Below are 20,437 nucleotides of genomic sequence, written 5' to 3'. Positions count from 1 at the left end.
CATCGCTTGCGGCCGGTTCGCGCCCGAATATATACCGAAAACAGCCGTGGCGATAGCAGTCCGGCCTTAAAGGAGAATGCTCTTATGCTGGGTCGATCCATCCCTGACGTCACACTCAAGACCCGGGTCCGCGATGACAGCGTCGAAGGGCCAAATCCCTTTCGCTGGCAGGAGGTCAGCACGGGCGATCTGTTCGCGGGAAAGCGGTCCGTCGTCTTTTCGCTGCCCGGAGCGTTCACGCCGACCTGCTCGACGGAACAATGCCCGGCCTTCGAACAATCGAGCGCGGCGCTGAGGGCGGCGGGCGCGGACGATGTCTATTGCGTGTCGGTCAACGACGCCTTCGTCATGTACCAGTGGGGTAAGCAGCTGGGCATCAAGTCGGTCAAGCTGTTGCCCGACGGATCGGGCGATTTCACGCGCCGCATGGGGATGCTGGTGAAGAAGGATCATCTGGGCTTTGGCGAGCGCAGCTGGCGCTACGCGATGGTCGTCGATGACGGCAGGATCGTCGCCTGGTTCGAGGAGCCGGGCATCAACGATGCGGGCGAGGATGACGATCCCTATGGCGAGACCAGCCCGGAGCCGGTGCTGGCTTGGCTGGCGGACAATCCGCGCGCATGACGGATGGCGTGCCGGCCCCCATTATCGTCACGGCGTTGATGGGGGCGGCGGACTTCGCCTGGGCTGATGGTCTGCGCCGCGCGCATTTCCCGCCGGAGCGCAATTGGCTTGGCGCGCATATCAACTTGTTTCATCATCTGCCGCCCTCTGCCCTGGAGGAGGTTGCGGGGCGATTGAAACGCCTGGGCGCCGGACCGCGGCCCGCCGCGCGCCTGACCGACGTCATGCTGTTGGGGCGCGGGGTTGCCTATCGTGTCGAAAGCCCCGATTTGCTAGAGATGCGCGCGGAACTGGCCGACGCCTTTGCCGGGATGCTGACGCCGCAGGATCAGGCGAAGCCGCGGCTGCATATCACGATCCAGAACAAGGTGACGCCGGACGCGGCGAAGGCGCTGGCAGATCAGCTGCGCGCTGACTTTCATCCGCGCCCGCTGGCCATCGCCGGGCTGGCCGCCTGGCACTATCGCGGCGGGCCGTGGGAACTGGCGATGAAGGCGATGTTCCGGGGGTAGGGGCAAGGGGCGTCGACCGGCCGATTGCGCCGGCGAAGGGCGGCAGGTGACTTTCCTGCAATCGCGTTCGAAATCCTTGCATTTGCGAAGAAAGGGCTGTTCGCCCACATAGGCTGGGATGCTGCAACGCAGCAAAACCATTCAGAGGGTCTGCCATGTTTTCGCTTATCGCACTCTATTTCGCCTATCGCCGCGACGTCGTCACCGCCGAACGCTATATTGCTGGCCTGACCCCCGCCGCAGCGCCGGTCGAGCAGGAAGCCAGCCCGGTCGTGCTGGACACGCCGCTGCCGCTCGCGGCCTGACCCGATAAGCAAAAGGGCGGCCAAATGGGCCGCCCTTCGCTTGAATGACTGTCCGGTCGCCTAGGGTCAGGCGGCCAGGAATTGCGCCGGGTCGAGCGCCATCAGCGTATCCGCGCCGCCCTCGATCTTGCGCCGCAGTGCGCCTGCGTCGGGCATGATCCGTTCGGCAAAGAAGCGGGCCGTTACCAGCTTGGCCTCCAGGAAGCCCGCATCGCCTTCGCTTGCCGCGATCTGCGCGCTGGCCGCCTTAGCCATGCGCAGCCACATCAGGCCCGTCGCGACGATGCCCAATATGTGCATATAATGATGCGCGCCTGCGCCCGCATTATCCGGGTTCTTCATGGCGTTCTGCATCAGCCACATGGTCGCCGCGCCCAGCTGGCCGCTCGCCTTTTCGAGCGCCTCCGCGATCGGGGCGATCGATTCGTCGGACTTGGCGGCGGCGACCTCCTCGTTCACCAGCTTCAGGAACGCCTGCAATGCGCGCCCGCCATGCATGGGTAGCTTGCGGCCCACTAGGTCCATCGCCTGAATGCCGTTGGTACCTTCGTAAATCTGGGCGATGCGGGCGTCGCGCACATATTGCTCTACGCCATTTTCCCAGATGTAGCCATGGCCGCCGAACACCTGCTGCGCCGACACCGCGACGTCAAAACCCTTGTCGGTGCCATAGCCCTTGACCACCGGGGTGAGCAGCTGGAGCAGGTCATCGGCCGCCTGCCGCTCTTCCTCGGTTTCGGCGTAGTGCGACAGGTCCACCTGCACGGCGGTCCACAGGGTCAGCGCGCGCAACCCTTCGGTCAGCGCCTTGGCCTCCATCAACATGCGGCGCACGTCGGGATGGACGAACAGCGTGTCGGCCTTTTCCTCCGGCTCCTTGGGGCCGGTGAGCGCGCGACCCTGCCGACGGTCCTGCGCATAATGAACGGCGTTCTGAAACGCGACTTCCGCCTGGCCCAAGCCCTGGAGGCCGACGCCCAGGCGCGCGGCGTTCATCATGATGAACATGGCGGCCAGGCCCTTATTCTCCTCGCCGACCATCCATCCGGTCGCGCCGTCATAGTTCATGACGCAGGTCGCATTGCCGTGAATGCCCATCTTGTGCTCGATCGACCCGCAGGAAACGGCGTTGCGATCACCCAGCGCGCCGTCGTCACCCACCATGATCTTTGGCACGACGAAGAGCGAAATGCCCTTGCTGCCTTCGGGCGCGTCGGGCGTCTTGGCGAGGACGAGGTGGATGATGTTGTCGGCCAGGTCATGCTCGCCCGCCGAAATGAAGATCTTGGTGCCGGTGATGGCGTAGCTGCCATCGCCCTGCGGCACGGCCTTGGTCTTGATGAGGCCAAGGTCAGTGCCGCAATGCGGTTCCGTCAGGTTCATCGTGCCGGTCCATTCGCCCGACACCATTTTGGGGATATAGCGGTGCTGCTGTTCGCTGCTGCCCTTGGCGAGCAGCGCGGAAATCGCCCCGGTGGTGAGGCCGAAATACATTTCGAACGCCTGGTTGGCCGACGTCATATATTCGCCGAGCGCAGTCGCCACGACCATGGGCAGGCCCTGTCCGCCAAATTCCTCCGGCGCGTGCAACGTCGTCCAGCCGCCTGCGACATATTGGTCATAGGCGTCCTTGAAGCCGGCGGGCGTCGTGACGCTGCCGTCGCTATTGCGCGTGCAGCCTTCCTTGTCGCCCGAAGCGTTCAACGGGAACAGGATTTCGGCCGCGACCTTGCCGCCTTCGGTCAGGATCGCTTCCACCAGATCGGGCGAAGCGGCGGCAAAGCTGGGCAGATTGGCGTAGCGGTCAAGCCCCACGACATGATCCAGTACGAAGCGGGTGTCGCGAATGGGGGCGGCGTAGCTTGGCATGATCGTCTCCTGAAATTCTCTTATGCGGGGTAGGGGGTCTATTTCTGTTCGATAGTGGCGACGAAGGCCGCCAGTTCGGCAATGGCCGCATCGATATCGTCCTTCTGCCGGGTCAGCAGGTCGATGCGCGCGCGGCATTTGTCCACAGTGACGCGCCGCTGCGCCTCATGTTCCTCATCAGCGTCGTAGAGGTCGATCATCTCGCGGATTTCGGTCAGGCTGAAACCCACGCGCTTGCCGCGCAGGATCCACGCCAGTCGCGCCCGGTCGCGCCGTGAATAGATGCGGGTCAGGCCCTGGCGTTCAGGCGAAATCAGCCCTTCGTCTTCGTAAAAGCGCAGAGCGCGCGCGGTGACGCCAAATTCTTCCGACAGGTCGGTGATGCTGTAGCGTTCCCGTTCGCTATGATCGGGCAGTTCGATCCCGGCGATGCTGCTGCGATTATCCATGGCGATGATGTAATCCCGCTTTACGTTTACGTCAAGGTGAGTGCTATGCCTGTCCTGCATATCTCCGCATGGGCCTTTTGCCCCAGTGACACGCCACGGCCAAGCCGCTAGGGCCAGCGTCATGACGGGGGCGATCAGACAGAGCAGAGGTGCGCGCGGTGTGCTGGCCGCGCTGGCGCTGCTCGTCCTGGCAATTCACCTGATCGCGCCGACCGGTTTCATGCCGGTACGCACCGCCCATGGCGTAGTGGTGACGCTTTGCACCGGTCAGGGGGCCGTCAATGTCGTGGTCGATCGCGGCGGCTCACCCATGGATGGCGATCATCGCCCGGATGATGGCATGGGCGGCCAACAGCATTGCCCCTTCGCCGCGTCGGTCCAGCCGGTCGTTCCGCCGCTGGCGCTGGCCGATCTGCCCTTGCCGGCGTGGAAACTCGCCTTCGGCCCGATCGCCTTTGCGCTCAAGACCGGCCTCATCGCCCGGCTGGCCGCGCCACCGCCGCCCTCATTGGGGCCACCCGCCGCTTTCTGAAAAAGACTGCAATGCCCGCACGCCCCGCGCGTCGGGATGAATGACCGATTCGGCGCCGCGTGGTGACGAAGACGTCGGCCTGTTTCAGAAAGATCCATCCATGTTTTCTCATAGTGTCGCGCGCGGCCTGCCGCTGTGCGCCCTCGTCCTTATGCTGTCCTCCCATCCGGTTCTTGCCGAGGACAGCGCCGACCAAAGCGCGATCATCGTCACCGCCAGCCCGATTGTCGAGGAAGCCGCCGCCCGCGTGCAGCGGACCCCCGGCGGCGTCGATGTCGTGTCGGCGCAAGAGTTTGACGACAAGCTCGCCGTGTCGCTGCGCGACGCGCTCAGCTTCTCGCCCGGCGTCTACACCCAGCCCCGCTTCGGGCAGGAAGTGCGCATCTCCATTCGCGGATCAGGCCTGTCGCGCGGCTATCACATGCGCGGCCTGACCCTGTTGCAGGATGGCATTCCCATCAACGCCGCCGACGACAATGGCGATTTCCAGGAACTGGACCCGCAGGTCTTCCAGCATCTGGAGGTGTATCGGGGCGGCAATGCGCTGCGGCTGGGTGGATCGACGCTGGGTGGTGCGATCAATGCCGTGACGCCGACCGGCCGCAGTGCGCCGGGCGTCGAACTGCGCATAGATGGCGGCAGTTTCGACACGCTGCGCGGCAAGATGGCCTTTGGTTATGCCGATGATCATGGCGATGCATTTATGGCGATCACCGCCGACCGGTCCGACAGCGACCGCATCCATGGCGACCGCAAGGCATTGCGCTTCAACGGCAATGTCGGCCTAAAACTCAGCGAGCGGGTGGAGACCCGTTTTTACGCAAGCGCGCAGACGATCCGGCAGAAACTGGCGGGCGCGCTCAATGAGACCGACGCCATCGCCAATCCGTCCAAGGGCAATGTCTTTGGCGATCAGGCGCGGGACATCGATTCGATCCGGTTGCAGAACCGCACGACCATCGCACTGGACGATGCTACCGTCGCCTTTGGCGTCTATTTCAATGCCAAACAGCTGTTTCATCCGATCTATCAGGTGATCGACCAGAAATCGGAGGATCGCGGAGTCTTTGTTAGCGTGGACTTGACCGGGGACATTGGCGGCATGCCCGTCGCGTTGACGCTGGGAAGCCAGGCGCGGTTTGGCCGCACCGTCGCGCGGCAATTCGTTAATCTGAATGGAAAGTCGGGCGCCCCGACCGCCGATGCGGTGCAGAAGGCGCAGACGATCAACAGCTATGCCGAAGCGCGCATAGCCCCGCTGCCCTCCCTGTGGCTGGTGGCCGGGGGCATCTACAGCCATGGTGAGCGCAAGATCGACAACCGGATGGCCCCCGCACGCAGCGGTCAGGCCGATTTCGACAGTTTCGCGCCCAAGATCGGCCTGCTCTACGAACCATCGGATAGGATGCAGGTCTACGCAAATTACAGCCGATCGGTGGAAATGCCCGGCTTTGGCGAATTGAGCCAGGCGCCCGCGGGCGGCGCGCCCGGCTTCACGCCGGTCGGGCTGCAAAAGGCATGGACCGCCGAAATCGGCACGCGCGGCCGGGTGGGCATCGCGACGTGGGACGTCAGCGTCTATCGCGCGGACATAAGGGGTGAGATGCTGCAATATAGCGTCGTTCCCGGCCTTATTCCGGCCGCGACCTTCAATGCGGACCGCACGCGGCATCAGGGGATCGAGGCGGGGCTGGACCTGACGCTCAGCCCCTGGCTGCGGCTGCGGCAGGTCTATCAGTATAGCGACTTCCGGTTCCGCGACGACATCCAGTTCGGCGACAATCGCCTGCCGGTCATCCCGCGCCATTTCTACCGCGCGGAGCTGACATTGGGGACGGACCGGCTGTCGGTCAGCCCGGCGGTCGAATGGCTGCCGCAGGGGGCATGGGTGGATTATGCCAACAGCAAGCGGGTGGAGAGCTATGCGATGCTGAACCTCACCGCGCAGGCGCAAGTGCAGGACGGCGTCACCCTGTTCGTCGATGCGCGCAACCTGACAAAGGAGCGGGCGATCGGCGATATCAGCGCGCTGGTGCGCTATGTCGCGGATGACCCCGCGACCCCCGCCAACGAAGGCAGCGCCGCCTTCTATCCCATCGAGCGCCGCGCTTTCTACGCCGGCGTGCGGGCGCGCTTCTGATGGGTGAGGACGTGCGCGGCGGCGGATTTTACCGCGCCATGTGGCGCTGGCATTTCTATGCCGGCCTCATCGTGCTGCCGGTGCTGGCGCTGATGGCGGCTACGGGCGCGCTCTATCTCTACAAGGCGGAAGTGGAGGCGCTGGTCTATCCGGTGCGGCTGACGCAGCCAGGCGGGGGCGCATCTTTGCCGGCGTCGCGCATCGTCGCGGCGGCGGAGGCGCGCGCTGGTGGCGCCGCTACCCAGGTGGTGCGCCCGGCCAGCGACGAGGAAAGCTGGCGAGTAGTGACGCCGAGGGACGGGGGCGGCACGATGACCTACTTCGTCGATCCCCGTGACGGGCGTATCCTGGGGCAGATGCGCGATGGCGGCGTGATGGAGACGGTCAAGTCGCTGCACAGCCTGACCATCACCGGACCGGTCGGCAACCGGCTGGTCGAAATCGTCGCCGGCTGGGCGATCATCCTGTGCGTCACGGGGCTGTACCTGCGCTGGCCCCGGCGCGGCCAACCCGCTCTGGCGCTCCGCGGGACCGTAAAGGGGCGGCTGTTCTGGCGCGACCTGCATGGGACGCTGGGCTTTGCGTCGGCGCTCGTCATCCTGTTTCTCGCCATCACCGGCATGCCGTGGACCGATATCTGGGGCGGAGGGTTGCGAGCCGTGATCGCCGCCAACAAGGCGGGGCGGCCGCCAATGAAGGTCAATCCCTGGTCCCACGCCGCCAAGCATGCGCTGCCCTGGACGCTGCGGGAGCAGGACGCGCCGATGGGGCAGGGGAATCGCGATGTCGGCGTCGACGCCGTGACACAGATCGCTGCCCGGCGGGGGCTTGCGCAGGGCTATCACCTCTTCCTGCCGGCCACTCCGGGCGCGCCCTATCTGGTGTCGGCGATCACGGTGCGCGCCGACGATGCGCGCGCCATCGCCATCGACGCGGCGACCGGCGCGGTGGTGCAGGACATGGAATGGCGGCAGTTCGGCAAGGGCGCAAAGGCGGTCGAATGGGGCATCGCCACCCATCAGGGCCAGCAATATGGGGAGGGCAACCGGCTGCTGATGCTGGCGGGATGCCTGTGCCTGCTGCTGCTGTGTCTGACCGCGCCGGCGCTGTGGTGGAAGCGGCGGCAAGACGGGCGGCTTGCCGCGCCGCCGCCGGCAAGCCCGGTCGCGCGCCGGACGGTCGCAGGCGTGATGATCGCACTGGGCGCGCTCTTTCCCCTGACCGGCCTGTCGATGCTGGCCGCGCTCGCCGTGGAATGGCTGGCGGGGCGGCTTTCCCGCGCCTAGTTTTCTTTCAGGCCGGGAGCGATTAAGGGCTGCCCCATGATCCGACTGTCCGGCCTGAAACTGCCCCTCGACCATCCGGCCGAGGCGATGCCCGCCGCCATCTGTGCGCGCCTGAACATTCAGCCGCAGGAGTTGCGCGGTCATAATCTGGTCCGGCGCGGCAATGACGCGCGCCGTCGCAATGCGATCCAGCTGGTCTATACGCTCGACATCGATGTGGAGAACGAAGCCGCCGTGCTGGCGCGTTTCGCCAACGATCATGATGTGCGGCCGACGCCCGACACGCGCTATCATTTCGTCGCGCATCGCCCCGATGGCTGGAGTGGCAAACGGCCTGTAGTGATCGGCGCGGGGCCGTGCGGGCTGTTTGCCGGCCTTATCCTTGCGCAGATGGGCTTCCGGCCGATCATCCTGGATCGCGGCAAGGTGGTGCGCGAGCGCACGAAGGATACGTGGGGCCTGTGGCGTCGCGGCGAACTCGACCCGGATTCCAACGTCCAGTTCGGGGAAGGCGGGGCCGGCACTTTTTCTGACGGCAAACTCTATTGCCGGGTCAAGGACCCGCGTTTTCTGGGCCGCAAGGTGCTGGAGGAATTTGTCGCCGCCGGTGCGCCCGACGACATATTATGGGAAGCGCATCCCCATATCGGCACATTCCGGCTCGTCTCGATGGTCGAATCCATGCGCCGCCAAATCGAAGGACTGGGCGGCGAATATCGCTGGCAGACGCGGGTCGATGACCTGCTGCTGGAACCGGACGGCGACGGTGCGCAGAAGCTGCGCGGACTGGTGCTGCATGACGGCAGCGCGATCGAAACCGATCATGTCGTCCTGGCGGTGGGCCACAGCGCGCGCCCGACATTCGAAATGCTGCATCGGCAGCGCGTCCATATGGAGGCCAAGCCCTTTTCCATCGGCGTGCGCATCGAACATCCGCAAAGCTGGATCGACCGCGCCCGCTACGGCCAATGCGCGGGCCACCCTGACCTGGGCGCGGCGGCATACAGCCTGGCGCATCATTGCGGCAATGGCCGCACGGTCTACAGCTTCTGCATGTGCCCGGGCGGCCGGGTCGTCGCCGCGACGTCGGAGGAAGGGCGCGTCGTCACCAACGGCATGAGCCAATATAGCCGCGCCGAATTCAACGCCAATTCGGGCCTGGTCGTCGGCATCGACCCGCAACGCGATTATCCCGGTGGGCCGCTGGCCGGCATTGATTTTCAGCGTCATTGGGAAAGCCAGGCCTTTCTTGCGGGCGGGTCGAGCTATTGGGCGCCGGGGCAGACGGTCGGCGATTTCCTGGCCGGGCGGCCATCCACGTCGCTGGGTTCGGTGGAGCCATCCTACAAGCCTGGCGTGACGCCAACGGATCTCGCATCCTGCCTGCCGCCCTTCGTCATCGACGCCTTCCGCGAGGCTCTGCCGGTCTTTGGCCGGCAACTGGCGGGCTATGACCATGGCGATGCGGTCATGACGGGGGTGGAAACCCGCACATCGTCGCCCGTGCGCATCACGCGCGGCAAGGATTTTCAGAGCCTCAACGTCGCGGGCCTCTATCCGGCAGGCGAAGGTGCGGGCTATGCCGGCGGCATCCTGTCCGCCGCCATCGACGGCATCAAGGTCGCCGAAGCAGCGGCGCTGGCAATGGTGCGCGCAGCGCAGTGAACCAACAGCCTGACATATCCCTGGCATAAATTGTTCATGCCGGTGTCGTGCCATCGACGCGTGGTTGTCATGGGCGCGTCAAGCCGACGTCATGCGGACAGGCTAGGGATCGGCCATGGTAACGCATATCGATCGCTGCGTGCGTATTTCGCCTGCCGACAAGGCGCGACTGCGCATCCTCTTCCTTGCCAAGCATGCACGCGCGTCCGGCACGCCCGATGCGGTGGATGGCAACCATGCCGTCTATCATCATGAAATGCGCACGACGCTGGAGGAGATCGGCCTCAATATCCGGGTCGCTGACAGTTATGAATCGCTGTTCGACCGGCCGGATGTGGATTTCGTCGTCACCCTGTTGAACCGGGGCGGCTTCCAGAATAGCGAGATGATGGCACCGCTGCTGCTCAGTTGGCGCGACATGCCGCATCTGGGGGCAAGCCCGATCCTGCGCGGCGTGTCGGACGACAAATATCTTAGCAAGATGATCGCCAGCGCCCATGGCGTGCCGACCATGCCGGCGCAGATATTTCGCCGTGGCGGCCTGCCCGCCGAGCCCGCTTTTCACGCGGAGCGGCTGGTGGTGAAGCCCAATGCGTCGTCGGCGTCCTGGGGGTTGGCCATGGTCGACAGCTGGACCGAAGCACGGACGCAAATCGACTATCTGCATGGGGAAGGCCATGACGTCCTGGTCGAAGCCTGGGCGCCCCTGCTCGACATCGCGGTCCCGGTCGTGGGCGGCAGCGGCGGCCAGCCCTGGATATTGCCGCCGATGATGTATGTGCCGGCCGATCCGCATCGCGCGCGCAGTCATGAAGAAAAGCGCGGCCTGATCGACGCGGGCGACGACCCGCTGGTGCTGGTCGAGGATCGCGCGCTGCTGGCGCAGCTGGAGGATATGACCCGCCGGATGCTCCCGGACCTCTGGCCGTTCGACTATGGCCGGTTCGAATTCCGCTATGATCCCGTGACCGGCGCGGTGCAGTTCATGGAAGTCAATCTGTCCTGCAACCTGTGGTCGAAGAAGACCATATCCCGGTCGGCCCGCTCGATCGGCGTCGATCACGCGATGCTGGTCGAAACCATCATCGGCCACAGCCTGGAACGGCAGGGTTTGCTGACCGAAGCGCCGCTCAAGGTCGCGGCCTGATGCCGACGGACGGCAAGGCGACGGCGCTGGTGCTCGCGGGCAAGCGCGACGGCGCGACCGATCCGCTGGCACAGGCGGCGAGCGTCACGCATAAATGCCTGGTCCCGGTGGCGGGGCAGCCCATGCTGGTGCATGTGATCGATGCGCTCGCGGCGAGCGAGCGGATCGGGCAGATCCGCGTCGCGATAGAGGAGCCGGCGGTTCTACAGGATTTGCCGCAGCTGCGCGGGTTGATCGCGACCCGTCGGCTGATGCCCGTCGCGGCGCAGCGCAATCTGGTCGATTCGGTGCTGGCGGGGGCGCAGGGGGCGACTTTCCCGCTGCTCATCACCACGGCCGACAATGTCCTGCTGACGCCGGATTCAGTGGCGGAAATGATGGAAGGCTGCAAAGCGCAGGGTGCGGATGCCGCCGTCGCCTTCACCCGCCGCGATTTTGTTTTGGCGGCCCATCCGCAAGGGCAGCGCAAATTCTACCGCTTCGCGGACGACAGCTATTCCAACTGCAACACCTATTGGCTGAAGAACGCCAATGCGCTGGCGGCGGCCGAAACATTCCGCAGCGGCGGTCAGTTCGTAAAGCATCCCGCGCGCATCATCGGCGCCTTCGGATTGCTGAATCTCATCCGCTTCCGCTTTGGCATCGGCACGCTGGCGGACACGTTCGCCCGCTTTTCGCGCTGCTTCCGCATGACGATCGCGCCGGTGATCCTGTCGGATGGCGCGGTGGCGATCGACGTTGACAATGCGCGGTCGCATGGCGTCGCCACGCAATTGCTGGAGCGACGCGCCGTCATCACGCAAGCGGCGGAATAGCCGTTGCTCACCATACGCGCGGTCCCGCCCCGGGACGACAACAGTCTGTTGGCGGCCTATCATGGCGGCCTGCGCGCGCATTGGGCGCGGTCTGAGCGGGCTTTGTCGCAAGGATTGGCGACGATGGGGCGGGGCGGATGGAGCGCGGCCGAGCGGCTCCTCTTGCCCGCCCCGGTGCGCCAGTCGGGCCTGTCGATGCGCGACCGTAAAGGGCTGCATCGGCTGCTGAACCCGGCCGCCTTTCCCTTTGGTGGCAATCCTTTGAAGAACAAGCAACTTTTCGCCGCCAAGGCAGAGGGGGCGGGGCTGCCGATCCCCCCTTCATGCCCCGTTGTCGCGGGCAATCTGTCGGACTGGCTGGCGAGCGAAACCGACATCATCGCCAAGCCCAGTTTCCGGTCGAAGGGACAAGGGGTGGAGCGCTATCAGCGCGAAGGCCAGGGCTGGCGCGGTCCGTCAGGGGCGGTCGGCGACACAGAGTTGCGCGCGTGTCTCCTGGACCTGTGGCGCAAGGGTGGCGTGATTCAGCGTCGGCTGCCGACGCATGAAAGCCTCGCCCCGCTATCGCCTGGCGCGCTTCCCACATTGCGGGTCGTCACGTGCCTGGACGAAGGCGGCTTGCCCGAAGCGTGCGACCTGGCTTTGCGCCTGTCGGCTGGCGGACCGCGCCCTGTGGACAATTTCAATGCCGGCAATCTCGTTCTTGGGATTGATGAACAAGGCTATTGCGGGGTGGCATGGCGCAGCGCCGAAGGTCGACCCGACGCCCTGGAGCGACATCCCGCCACGGGGGCGAAGATCATGGGGGCCGCCGTCCCCGACCTAGGAGAAGCGATTGCGCTGGCGGTGCGCGCCCATCGCGCCTTTGCCGACTTTACCGTCATCGGATGGGATGTGGGCCTGACATGCGCGGGCCCTGTGCTGGTTGAGGGAAATTGGAATCCCGGAACGGACATCCTGCAACTCGTCAGCGGGCGGGGACTATCGGACACGCGGCTGGGCGACCTGTACCGCCATCATCTGGCGCATGTGCCGGTCGAACGCTGGCAGGGCGCGCAGGTGGTGGAATGGGACCGGCGCGGCCGTTGATCTGTATCTATGTGCATGCGCTGGTCGCGACGGGAGTCGTGCGTAATGCGCGCCTGATTGCCGCCGATCTGGCGCTGGCTGGTCATGACGTGCAACTGGTCACGGCTTTGCCGGGCGGGGAGGGCGCTGCCGGAGTCCCGCATCATGCCCTGTTGCCAGGCGTCGGCCATTCTCGTCTGCGGGAAAAGGCCGACGCGGTGATCGCGCTTCACCGGCATTTGCGCGCGCATCGACCGCGGCTTTTGATTTCGGCGGGCAATCATGGCCATGGGACGGTCTGGGCCGCGAGCCGCGGGATCCGCGGCGTCAAACGGCTCTATCGCATCAGCAACGACATCATGCGCGCCATCCCGACCGCGCCGTCGGGGCGGTGGAAGCGGACCGGTCGGGTAGGCATGGCACGCCTGATCGCCGCCGATGCCGCGCATCTGGTTCTCGTGTCGCCGACCTTGTCCGATACCCCGGCCTTCGACCTCGCCCGCCGCTCAGGGCGGGTCACTGTCATTGCCAATGGCATCGACCGGGCGTCGGCGCAGGCCCGCATCGGCGATGCCGCGCCACATTCCTGGCTGGGCGGCGACAGGCCCGTCGTTCTCGCCATAGGCAGACTGGCGCCACAAAAGAATTTCCACACCTTGCTGCGCGCCTTCGCGCTGCTGCGCGGGCACATGCCCGCTCGGCTCATCATTCTGGGCGAAAGCCGCGACGACGCCCGCGCACGATTGATGGCGCAGGGCCAGGACCTGGGTATCGCCGATGACCTGGCCTTGCCCGGCACGGTGGCGAACGTCTTCCCCTGGTTGGCGCGCTGCGACGCATTCGTGCTTCCGTCCTGGTGGGAAGGATCGGCGAATGTGCTGCTGGAGGCGATGGCGGTGGGCGCGCCCTGCGTCGCATCGATCAGCGCGGGCAATGCTGCGCATTTGCTCGATGACGGACGCTATGGTCGGCTTGTCGATCCGGGGGATGCCCCGGCAATGGCGATCGCCATGGCACAGCAACTCGATCGGGAAACAAGATTATATCCCGGCGACCGCATTGACGCCTTCGGCATGGACGCGGTCACACGATCCTGGCGGGATGTGGTGGCCCGGTTGCTGGGGACGTAAAGCCGGCGTCTGCTGGTCAGCCCAGCAAGCGCCAGCCGGCAACGACGAGGACGCAAGCAAGCAAGGGCTGCAACATCTTTTCCGGCACCTTGGACGCCAGCATCGATCCGATGATGATGCCGGGGATCGAGCCTGCCAGCAGGTTGAGCAGCAGCAACAGGTTGAAATTGCCGATGAACAAATGCCCCAGGCCCGCCACCAGCGTCAATGGCACGGCATGGACGATGTCGGTCGCGATCAGCTTCTGCAATCGCATTCGCAGCGGATAGAGCGCCAGCAACAGCGTCGCGCCCAGCGCCCCAGCGCCCACGGACGTCAGCGTGACCATCGCGCCCAGCAGGGCGCCGGCCGTCACGGTGAGGCCGGCCTGATAGCGCAGGAAATTGTGCGCGGTATCCTTGCGCGCATGGACCGCCATGTGGTGGAACCGGCCCCGGAACAGGGTAGCGACGGCCGTGAGGATCAGCACCACCCCCAGCGCGTTCATGATGAGCCCGCCCTTGATCTGCTGCGCGTCGATCTGCGACAGAAAGATCAGGACGATGACGGCGGCGGGCAGGCTGCCCAGGCACAGGCGCTTGATGACTTCATAATCGGGCCGGCCTTCGGCGCCGCCATGATGATGGTGGACGAACCCGCCCACGGATTTGGTGATTGCCGCGAACCACAGGTCCGTGCCCACCGCCGTCGTTGGCGACACGCCGAACAGCAGGATCAGGATCGGCGCCATCAGCGATCCGCCGCCAACGCCCGTCATGCCCACCATGACACCGACGAACAGCCCCGCGATCGCGTGCAACCAATCCATTCAAATCCCCCACTTGCAGGCCCGCGAGGCGGACCGCTTTGGCCCGACATATCGGTACAGTGCAGGCGCGAACAGCCTTTTTTAGCGGTTCATCGCGATCGGGGCGGTATTGGTCCCGGGGCCAGACCGCCCCCATCGCCAAAGCGAGAGGAAAAAGACAGCGTTCGCCCGCCATGGATTGCATCGACCCCTGCCGCTTCATAGACAGGGCCGCATCAATGCGGATTTCTTTACGCCTTTCATGCTAGGGCCGCGGATCATGACGCGCCGCCATCAGGGATTTTGACCATTTCTGCCTCTTCTTCTTCGACCACAATTTATCCGGTGATCCTGTCCGGGGGCGCGGGCACGCGCCTGTGGCCGGCCTCCCATGCCGCCTGCCCAAAGCAGTTCATGCCGCTCGTCGGGGATCGTTCGATGTTGCAGGAAACCATTGAGCGAACCTATGATCTGCCGGGCTTTGAAAAGCCGCTGATCGTGTCGAGCGGGGCGCAAGGGCCGCTGGTGCAGCAACAGCTTGCCGACGGGGGCTACAGCACGGCGGCGATCCTGCTGGAGCCCGAAGGTCGCAATACCGCGCCCGCCATCGCCATTGCAGCAGCCTGGATCGCTGCGCGCGATCCCGCGGCGCTGATGCTCGTGATGCCGTCGGACCATGTGATCGCCAATGTTACAGCGTTTCGGGGCGCCGTCGCGTCGGCGCTGGGGGCGGCGCGCGATGGCAGGCTGGTGACGTTCGGCATCCAGCCGCATTATCCCGAAACGGGCTATGGCTATATCCGCAAGGGCGATGTGATCGACGCCGCCAATGATATTCACGCGGTCGCCGAATTTGTGGAAAAGCCCCCATTGGCGCGGGCCGAGGCCTATCTGGCCGATGGACGCCATTACTGGAACGGCGGCATCTTCCTGTTCCGCGCCGGCGTCCTGCTGGACGAACTGGACCAGCATGTGCCCGCCGTGCGCGCGGCTGCGGTCGACGCGATGGCGCAGGCGACAATGCAGGACGGATTTGTCCTGCCGGGCGAGGCGGAATTTAGCGCCAGCCCCAATGTCTCGATCGACGTGGCCGTGATGGAACGGACCGATCATGCGGCGGTCGTGCCCGTCGACATGGGGTGGTCCGATGTCGGCTCCTGGAACGCCTTATGGGCGGTGCGTGATCGCGACCCGAAAGGTAATGCGGTGAAGGGCGAGGCCGTTACCGTCGATGGCGCAGGCAACCTCATCTATGTCGATGGCGGCCCGCCGGTCGCTACCCTTGGCATGCGCGATTGCGTCGTCGTGTCGACGGCGCAGGGCGTGCTGGTGATGCCGCGCGACCGATCGCAGGACGTCAGGGGCGTTGTCGAACAGATGAAGGCGGCCGGACTGACGCCCTGACGGCAAAGGGTGACGGGCCCGGGCGAACAAGCCTTGCTCGCCCCGACTCGCTCATTGTCAGCGGCTGATGGCTCTGTCGATCGCGACCAGTGGCAGAACCGTGGAGGCGAACAGGCTGAAGACGCGCTGGGCTTCGGCAACCGGATTGGTCGAGATATACAGCACGTCCTTATCCTGGATGAGGAATTTCTGCATCGCGAAATAGGTGCCCGGATCGCGCATATCGACGCGGTAGATCACAGGAATCCGCCCATCGGGGCCGGGAACCACATCCGCGCCGTGATCGGGCACAAGTGCGGGATTTTCCCAGCGGAACAGGAAAACGCCCTTCGCGTCGGCGCGACCTTCCTGCAAGCCGCCGATGCGGCCCATCGCCTGCGCCAGCGTGATACCGGTCGCCTCGAAATACAGCTCCTGACTCTTGCTCGCCGAACCCAGTGCGGTGAAGCTGTAGGGCTGATACAGCGCCGTGACGATGTCACCCGATCGCAGCACGACATTCTGGCGGGGATCGCTGATCACCGCCGACATCGGCATCATATAGACCTGACCGTCGCGGCTGACCTGAATGGCCGTCTTTTCCGAAGCGGCCTTGGTGCCGCCGCTCGCGGCAATCGCGTCCAGGATGCGCTCGCCCTTGGGGGTGAGCGGCATGCGCGTGCTTTGGTTGACGTCGCCGACGACGGACACGTTGGCGCTTTGATTGCGCAACAGGCGTACGGCGACCTGTGGCAGATGCGCCTTGCCGCGCAGACGCTGCGTAATATCTCGCTCGATTGAGTCGAGCGTGCGGCCAGTGACAGGCACCATTCCGGCGAAGGGCACGGAAATCTCGCCGGACTGGCCAACGATAAATTCCGGAAGCGACGTCGCCCGGCTGGTGTCGACGGAACTCAATGTCGGATTGGAACTGAACAGCACCGCGGGCGGCGCTTCCCAGATGTTGACCGTCAGCACATCGCCCGGCCCCACAGTCTCACCGACAGCCGGCGAATCACCTAGATTAGTCGCAAAATCGCGTATCGGAATCCTGGGCCGCGCGGCAATCATCTGGTCGTTCAGGTGGATGACCTGAATGCCCTGAACCGACGCTTCGCCGGCCTTGCCAGCTTTCGCAACGCGCTGCGTGCTGGGGCCGACCGAGGTGCATGCGGCGGTCGCCAGCAACGCGGCCATCAGGCTGAGGCGGGGAAGGCGTGCGCCGATCCGGCGATACGACAAGCGGGTCATCAAGTCTCCTAGCGCCCGAACGGGCCACGAAAATTCAAACATCAGCCAGTGTCGGGTTGCAAGACATTACCGACCGGCTGCGATCCTGTCACCTCATGCCGTCAGCATCCACTGCAGCGTTTCATCCAGTGGCACGCGCGCCAGCGGGCCGATTACGGCTTCGATCCGGGCCGCGTCACCGCACAGGGTCTTGACCTCGTCGGCGCGAACGAAGGCTGGGTTGACCCGCACCGCGAAATCATGACCCGATAATCGGCGGATACTGTCCAGAAGCTGACCAAGGCTGGTCGCCTCGCCCGAACAGACATTGAATGTCCCGCCGATCGCAGCCGGCTCCTCGATCAGCCGGGCATAAGCATCGACCACCATGCGCACATCGGAAAAATCGCGCGCCACGTCCAGATTGCCCAGTTCGATATCGGGTGCGTGGTGCCGGACATGATCGACGATCTTGGGAATAAGGAAGCTGGGCGATTGTCCAACGCCGGTATAGTTGAACGGGCGGGTGACGATGATCGGCAGTCGCCGCTCAAACAGGCGGCAGATCATCTCGCCGGCTGCTTTCGTCACGCCATAATCATTGGCGGGGGCAGGGGGCACGTCTTCGCTCAAGCGGCCCGGCCTGCCATTGCCGTAGATATTCGCGCTGCTCGCCACCAGAATGGATCGGGGCTGGCGGTCGAGGCAGTTGGCGGCTCCCAGCAGGTTGCGCAGGCCGACGATGTTGCTCTGATACATGTCGGCCAGATCGTCATGCGCGACGAAGGCGATCGCGGCCAGATGGATGATGTGATCGGGCTGCACCCGACGCATGATGGCGTGCAGGCCTGTCGCGTCGGTCAGGTCGCAGACATGGCTCTCAGCGACGCCCGCTTCCGCCAGAGCAGTCGGCTCGCGCAACAGCGCCACCACGCGATGGCCGCCATTAGCCAGCCGCCGCGCCAGATAGCGGCCGGTAAAGCCCGCCGCGCCTGTGATGAGGGTGGTGGTCATGACCGCCTCCGTTCAGAAACTGACGCCGGCCTTGTTACGGCGCAGGTCGGCCTGCACCATCATCTCGCACAGCGTTTCAAGCGAGGTTTGCGGCGCCCATCCCAGCTTTTCCCTCGCATAGCTTGCATCGCCGATCAGCAGATCGACTTCTGCCGGGCGATAGAAGCGCGGGTCGATGCGCATCACGGTTCCGCCGCTGGCCGCATCGACGCCGATTTCCGCTTCGCCCTCGCCGGAAAAGACGATGTCCCGTCCCACCGCCTTGAATGCGAGTTGCACGAAATCGCGAACCGTTTCGGTTCGTCCCGTCGCCAGCACATAGGTGTCCGGCTCGTCCGCCTGCATCATGCGCCACATGCCCTCGACATATTCGCGGGCAAAACCCCAGTCGCGCTTGGCGTCAATATTGCCCAACATCAGGCAATCGAGCTGCCCCAGCGCGATCTTGGCGACAGAGTCGGTGATCTTGCGGGTGACGAATTCGCGTCCGCGCAACGGGCTTTCATGATTGAACAATATGCCGCTGCACCCGAAAATGCCGTAGCTTTCACGATAGTTGACCGTGCTCCAATGTGCATAGAGTTTCGACACGCCATAGGGGCTGCGGGGCCAGAATGGGGTCGCTTCATTCTGCGGCATGCTTTGCACCTTGCCGAACATCTCTGACGTGCTGGCTTGATAAAATCGGATCGACGGATCGACGATGCGGATGGCTTCCAGCAGATTGAGCGGACCGATGCCGGTGATCTGCGCGGTGGTCAGCGGTTGGTCGAACGACACGCCCACAAAGCTTTGCGCCGCCAGGTTATAGACTTCGCGTGCTTGCGATTGCTGGAGCAGACGGATGGAGGAGGACAAGTCGGTCAAATCATATTCGACCAGCCGCAATTCCGGATGGTCGGCAATGCCCAGTTCCTCGATCCGCCACAGATTGACCGAACTGGTCCTGCGAAACGTGCCGTAAACCCGGTAGCCCTTGTCCAGCAGCAGTTGCGCCAGATAGGCCCCGTCCTGGCCGGTAATGCCGGTGATGATCGCGCTTTTCATATGCCCGTCAGCCGGTTCAGCTGCCCATCCCGCCGACGCGGGTGAGGGTGAAGCCGGCGTCCTGGGCTTCGGCGAGGGGGTAGATGTTGCGCAGGTCGATGAGCGCCTTGCCGGCCATGGCGGCGGCGATGCGTTTCAGGTCCAGCGCGCGGAAAATGTCCCATTCGGTGACGAGCACCAGCGCGTCGGCGCCGTCGGCGGCCTCATAGGCGTCGCTCGCCATCGTGACGGATGGCATCATCGGCGCGGCGACCTCCATGCCTTCGGGATCATAGGCGACGATGGTTGCGCCGGCATCCTCCAACGCCTGGACGATGGCGAGGCTGGGGGCGTCGCGCATGTCGTCGGTATTGGGTTTGAAGGTGAGGCCCAAAAGCGCGACTTTCTTGCCGCGGGCGTCGCCGCCCAGCGCCTTGACGATCTTGCGGCCCATGGCGCGCTTGCGCAGATCGTTGACCTGCACCACCGTTTCCACGATGCGGATCGGCGCGTCATGATCCTGGCCCGTCTTGACCAGCGCGAGCGTATCCTTGGGGAAGCAGGAGCCGCCATAGCCGGGGCCGGCATGCAGGAATTTGCCGCCGATGCGGTTGTCGAGGCCGATGCCGCGCGACACGTCCTGCACTTCCGCGCCCACCGCCTCGCACAGGTCCGCCATCTCGTTGATGAAGGTGATCTTGGTCGCGAGGAAGGCGTTGGCGGCATATTTGATGAGTTCGGCGGTGCGGCGGCCGGTGAACATCAGCGGCGCCTGGTTGAGGTTGAGCGGTCGGTAGACCTGGCTCATCACCGCGATCGCGCGCTCAGAGCCGGTGGTGCCCACGACGACGCGGTCGGGCCGCTTGAAGTCGCCGATCGCCGCGCCTTCGCGCAGGAATTCGGGGTTGGAGACGCACTGAATGTCGAGATCAGGGCGCAGTTCGCGCGCGATCCGCTCGACCTCGTCACCGGTGCCCACGGGCACGGTCGACTTGGTGACGATGACGGCAGGGCCATCGAGCGCGCCGACGATTTCCCGCGCCGCAGCATAGACATAGGAAAGATCGGCATGGCCATCGCCCCGGCGCGAAGGCGTGCCGACCGCGATGAAGATCGCGTCCGCGCCCTTGACCCCGGCGGCAAGGTCGGTGGTGAAGGTCAGGCGACCGGCCGCCGCGTTGCTGCCCACCAGCTGGTCCAGCCCCGGCTCGAAGATCGGCATGCGGCCGGATTCGATCGCCGCGATCTTGCCCGCATCCTTATCGACGCACACAACGTCATGCCCGAAATCCGCAAAACAGGCCCCCGACACAAGGCCTACATAACCCGTGCCAATCATCGTGATTTTCATAAAGCCGCACAGCCCCTGCTGTAGGAAGGAGCGCTCGCCCTAGCACGCCCTTTGCGGATTACAAACAAGGAGTGAGGACGCCAAAGAGGCCAAGGACGCCGTCT

General features: G+C 64.9%; 19 protein-coding genes. 12 read left to right on the top strand and 7 right to left on the bottom strand.

The genetic code is table 11. From position 1 onward, the window contains the following. The first annotated feature begins 84 nt into the window (after nt 1-84). The 3 genes from LL253_RS00345 to LL253_RS00335 all read left to right on the top strand — a co-directional run bounded on the left by LL253_RS00345 (nt 85) and on the right by LL253_RS00335 (nt 1,441). The gene (locus LL253_RS00345; RefSeq protein ID WP_009822243.1) at nt 85-624 is read left to right on the top strand and encodes a peroxiredoxin; all 540 of its coding nucleotides are present in this window, start codon (nt 85-87) and stop codon (nt 622-624) included. Between the two features lie 8 nt (nt 625-632). Further along, nucleotides 633-1,136, top strand: coding sequence for a 2'-5' RNA ligase family protein (locus LL253_RS00340; protein WP_323133386.1), 504 nt, complete (start codon nt 633-635; stop codon nt 1,134-1,136). A gap of 155 nt (nt 1,137-1,291) precedes the next feature. After that, nucleotides 1,292-1,441, top strand: a complete 150-nt coding sequence (locus LL253_RS00335; RefSeq protein WP_009822241.1) for a hypothetical protein — start codon at nt 1,292-1,294, stop codon at nt 1,439-1,441. 66 nt (nt 1,442-1,507) lie between these two features. Here LL253_RS00335 and LL253_RS00330 read toward each other — a convergent pair whose 3' ends face one another. Beyond that, a complete protein-coding gene (locus LL253_RS00330; protein ID WP_228220851.1) occupies nt 1,508-3,310 on the bottom strand; it encodes an acyl-CoA dehydrogenase C-terminal domain-containing protein in 1,803 nt (600 codons plus the stop codon). A 38-nt stretch (nt 3,311-3,348) separates the two neighbouring features. After that, nucleotides 3,349-3,759, bottom strand: coding sequence for a MerR family transcriptional regulator (locus LL253_RS00325; RefSeq protein WP_009822239.1), 411 nt, complete (start codon nt 3,757-3,759; stop codon nt 3,349-3,351). A 121-nt stretch (nt 3,760-3,880) separates the two neighbouring features. Here LL253_RS00325 and LL253_RS00320 point away from each other — a divergent pair, with 121 nt between their 5' ends. The 8 genes from LL253_RS00320 to LL253_RS00285 all read left to right on the top strand — a co-directional run bounded on the left by LL253_RS00320 (nt 3,881) and on the right by LL253_RS00285 (nt 13,542). Then, on the top strand, nt 3,881-4,291 hold the full coding sequence (locus tag LL253_RS00320; protein ID WP_009822238.1) for a DUF2946 family protein: 411 nt from the start codon (nt 3,881-3,883) through the stop codon (nt 4,289-4,291). Nucleotides 4,292-4,391: 100 nt separating this feature from the next. Continuing rightward, complete coding sequence (locus tag LL253_RS00315; RefSeq protein WP_228226078.1) at nt 4,392-6,431, top strand: TonB-dependent receptor family protein; 2,040 nt, start codon at nt 4,392-4,394, stop codon at nt 6,429-6,431. Then, nucleotides 6,431-7,717, top strand: coding sequence for a PepSY-associated TM helix domain-containing protein (locus tag LL253_RS00310; RefSeq protein ID WP_228225798.1), 1,287 nt, complete (start codon nt 6,431-6,433; stop codon nt 7,715-7,717). The genes LL253_RS00315 and LL253_RS00310 overlap by 1 nt, the downstream gene beginning before the upstream one ends. A 36-nt stretch (nt 7,718-7,753) precedes the next feature. Continuing rightward, nucleotides 7,754-9,382: an NAD(P)/FAD-dependent oxidoreductase gene (locus tag LL253_RS00305; protein ID WP_228220853.1), complete on the top strand. Its 1,629-nt coding sequence runs from the start codon at nt 7,754-7,756 to the stop codon at nt 9,380-9,382. Nucleotides 9,383-9,497: 115 nt separating this feature from the next. Beyond that, the gene (locus LL253_RS00300) at nt 9,498-10,529 is read left to right on the top strand and encodes a D-alanine--D-alanine ligase family protein (RefSeq protein WP_228225797.1); all 1,032 of its coding nucleotides are present in this window, start codon (nt 9,498-9,500) and stop codon (nt 10,527-10,529) included. After that, nucleotides 10,529-11,344, top strand: a complete 816-nt coding sequence (locus LL253_RS00295; protein WP_228225796.1) for a nucleotidyltransferase family protein — start codon at nt 10,529-10,531, stop codon at nt 11,342-11,344. The genes LL253_RS00300 and LL253_RS00295 overlap by 1 nt, the downstream gene beginning before the upstream one ends. 3 nt (nt 11,345-11,347) lie before the next feature. Further along, nucleotides 11,348-12,433 (top strand): sugar-transfer associated ATP-grasp domain-containing protein, encoded by a 1,086-nt coding sequence (locus LL253_RS00290; protein WP_228225795.1) that lies wholly within the window; start codon nt 11,348-11,350, stop codon nt 12,431-12,433. Further along, entirely contained in the window at nt 12,430-13,542 is a 1,113-nt protein-coding gene (locus tag LL253_RS00285; RefSeq protein ID WP_228225794.1) for a glycosyltransferase, read from the top strand. The genes LL253_RS00290 and LL253_RS00285 overlap by 4 nt, the downstream gene beginning before the upstream one ends. Before the next feature lie 16 nt (nt 13,543-13,558). Here LL253_RS00285 and LL253_RS00280 read toward each other — a convergent pair whose 3' ends face one another. Beyond that, a complete protein-coding gene (locus LL253_RS00280; protein WP_228225793.1) occupies nt 13,559-14,350 on the bottom strand; it encodes a sulfite exporter TauE/SafE family protein in 792 nt (263 codons plus the stop codon). 324 nt (nt 14,351-14,674) lie between these two features. Here LL253_RS00280 and LL253_RS00275 point away from each other — a divergent pair, with 324 nt between their 5' ends. Then, nucleotides 14,675-15,733 carry a mannose-1-phosphate guanylyltransferase/mannose-6-phosphate isomerase gene (locus LL253_RS00275; RefSeq protein WP_323133384.1) on the top strand — a complete coding sequence of 353 codons (1,059 nt, stop codon included), beginning with the start codon at nt 14,675-14,677 and terminating at the stop codon, nt 15,731-15,733. Between the two features lie 57 nt (nt 15,734-15,790). Here the strand turns inward: LL253_RS00275 and LL253_RS00270 are convergent, their stop codons facing one another. From LL253_RS00270 to LL253_RS00255, 4 genes are all read right to left on the bottom strand, one after another. Beyond that, nucleotides 15,791-16,963, bottom strand: a complete 1,173-nt coding sequence (locus tag LL253_RS00270) for a polysaccharide biosynthesis/export family protein (RefSeq protein ID WP_228225792.1) — start codon at nt 16,961-16,963, stop codon at nt 15,791-15,793. A 93-nt stretch (nt 16,964-17,056) separates the two neighbouring features. Then, nucleotides 17,057-17,956, bottom strand: coding sequence for an NAD-dependent epimerase/dehydratase family protein (locus LL253_RS00265; protein ID WP_228225791.1), 900 nt, complete (start codon nt 17,954-17,956; stop codon nt 17,057-17,059). Between the two features lie 12 nt (nt 17,957-17,968). Then, a complete protein-coding gene (gmd, locus tag LL253_RS00260) occupies nt 17,969-19,003 on the bottom strand; it encodes a GDP-mannose 4,6-dehydratase (protein WP_228225790.1) in 1,035 nt (344 codons plus the stop codon). A gap of 16 nt (nt 19,004-19,019) precedes the next feature. Next, complete coding sequence (locus tag LL253_RS00255) at nt 19,020-20,333, bottom strand: UDP-glucose dehydrogenase family protein (RefSeq protein ID WP_009822224.1); 1,314 nt, start codon at nt 20,331-20,333, stop codon at nt 19,020-19,022. Nucleotides 20,334-20,437 lie beyond the last annotated feature (104 nt).

The sequence above is a fragment of the Sphingobium soli genome (assembly GCF_020782245.1).
Taxonomy (GTDB): domain Bacteria; phylum Pseudomonadota; class Alphaproteobacteria; order Sphingomonadales; family Sphingomonadaceae; genus Sphingobium; species Sphingobium soli.
This window is presented reverse-complemented; position numbering and strand designations above follow the sequence as displayed.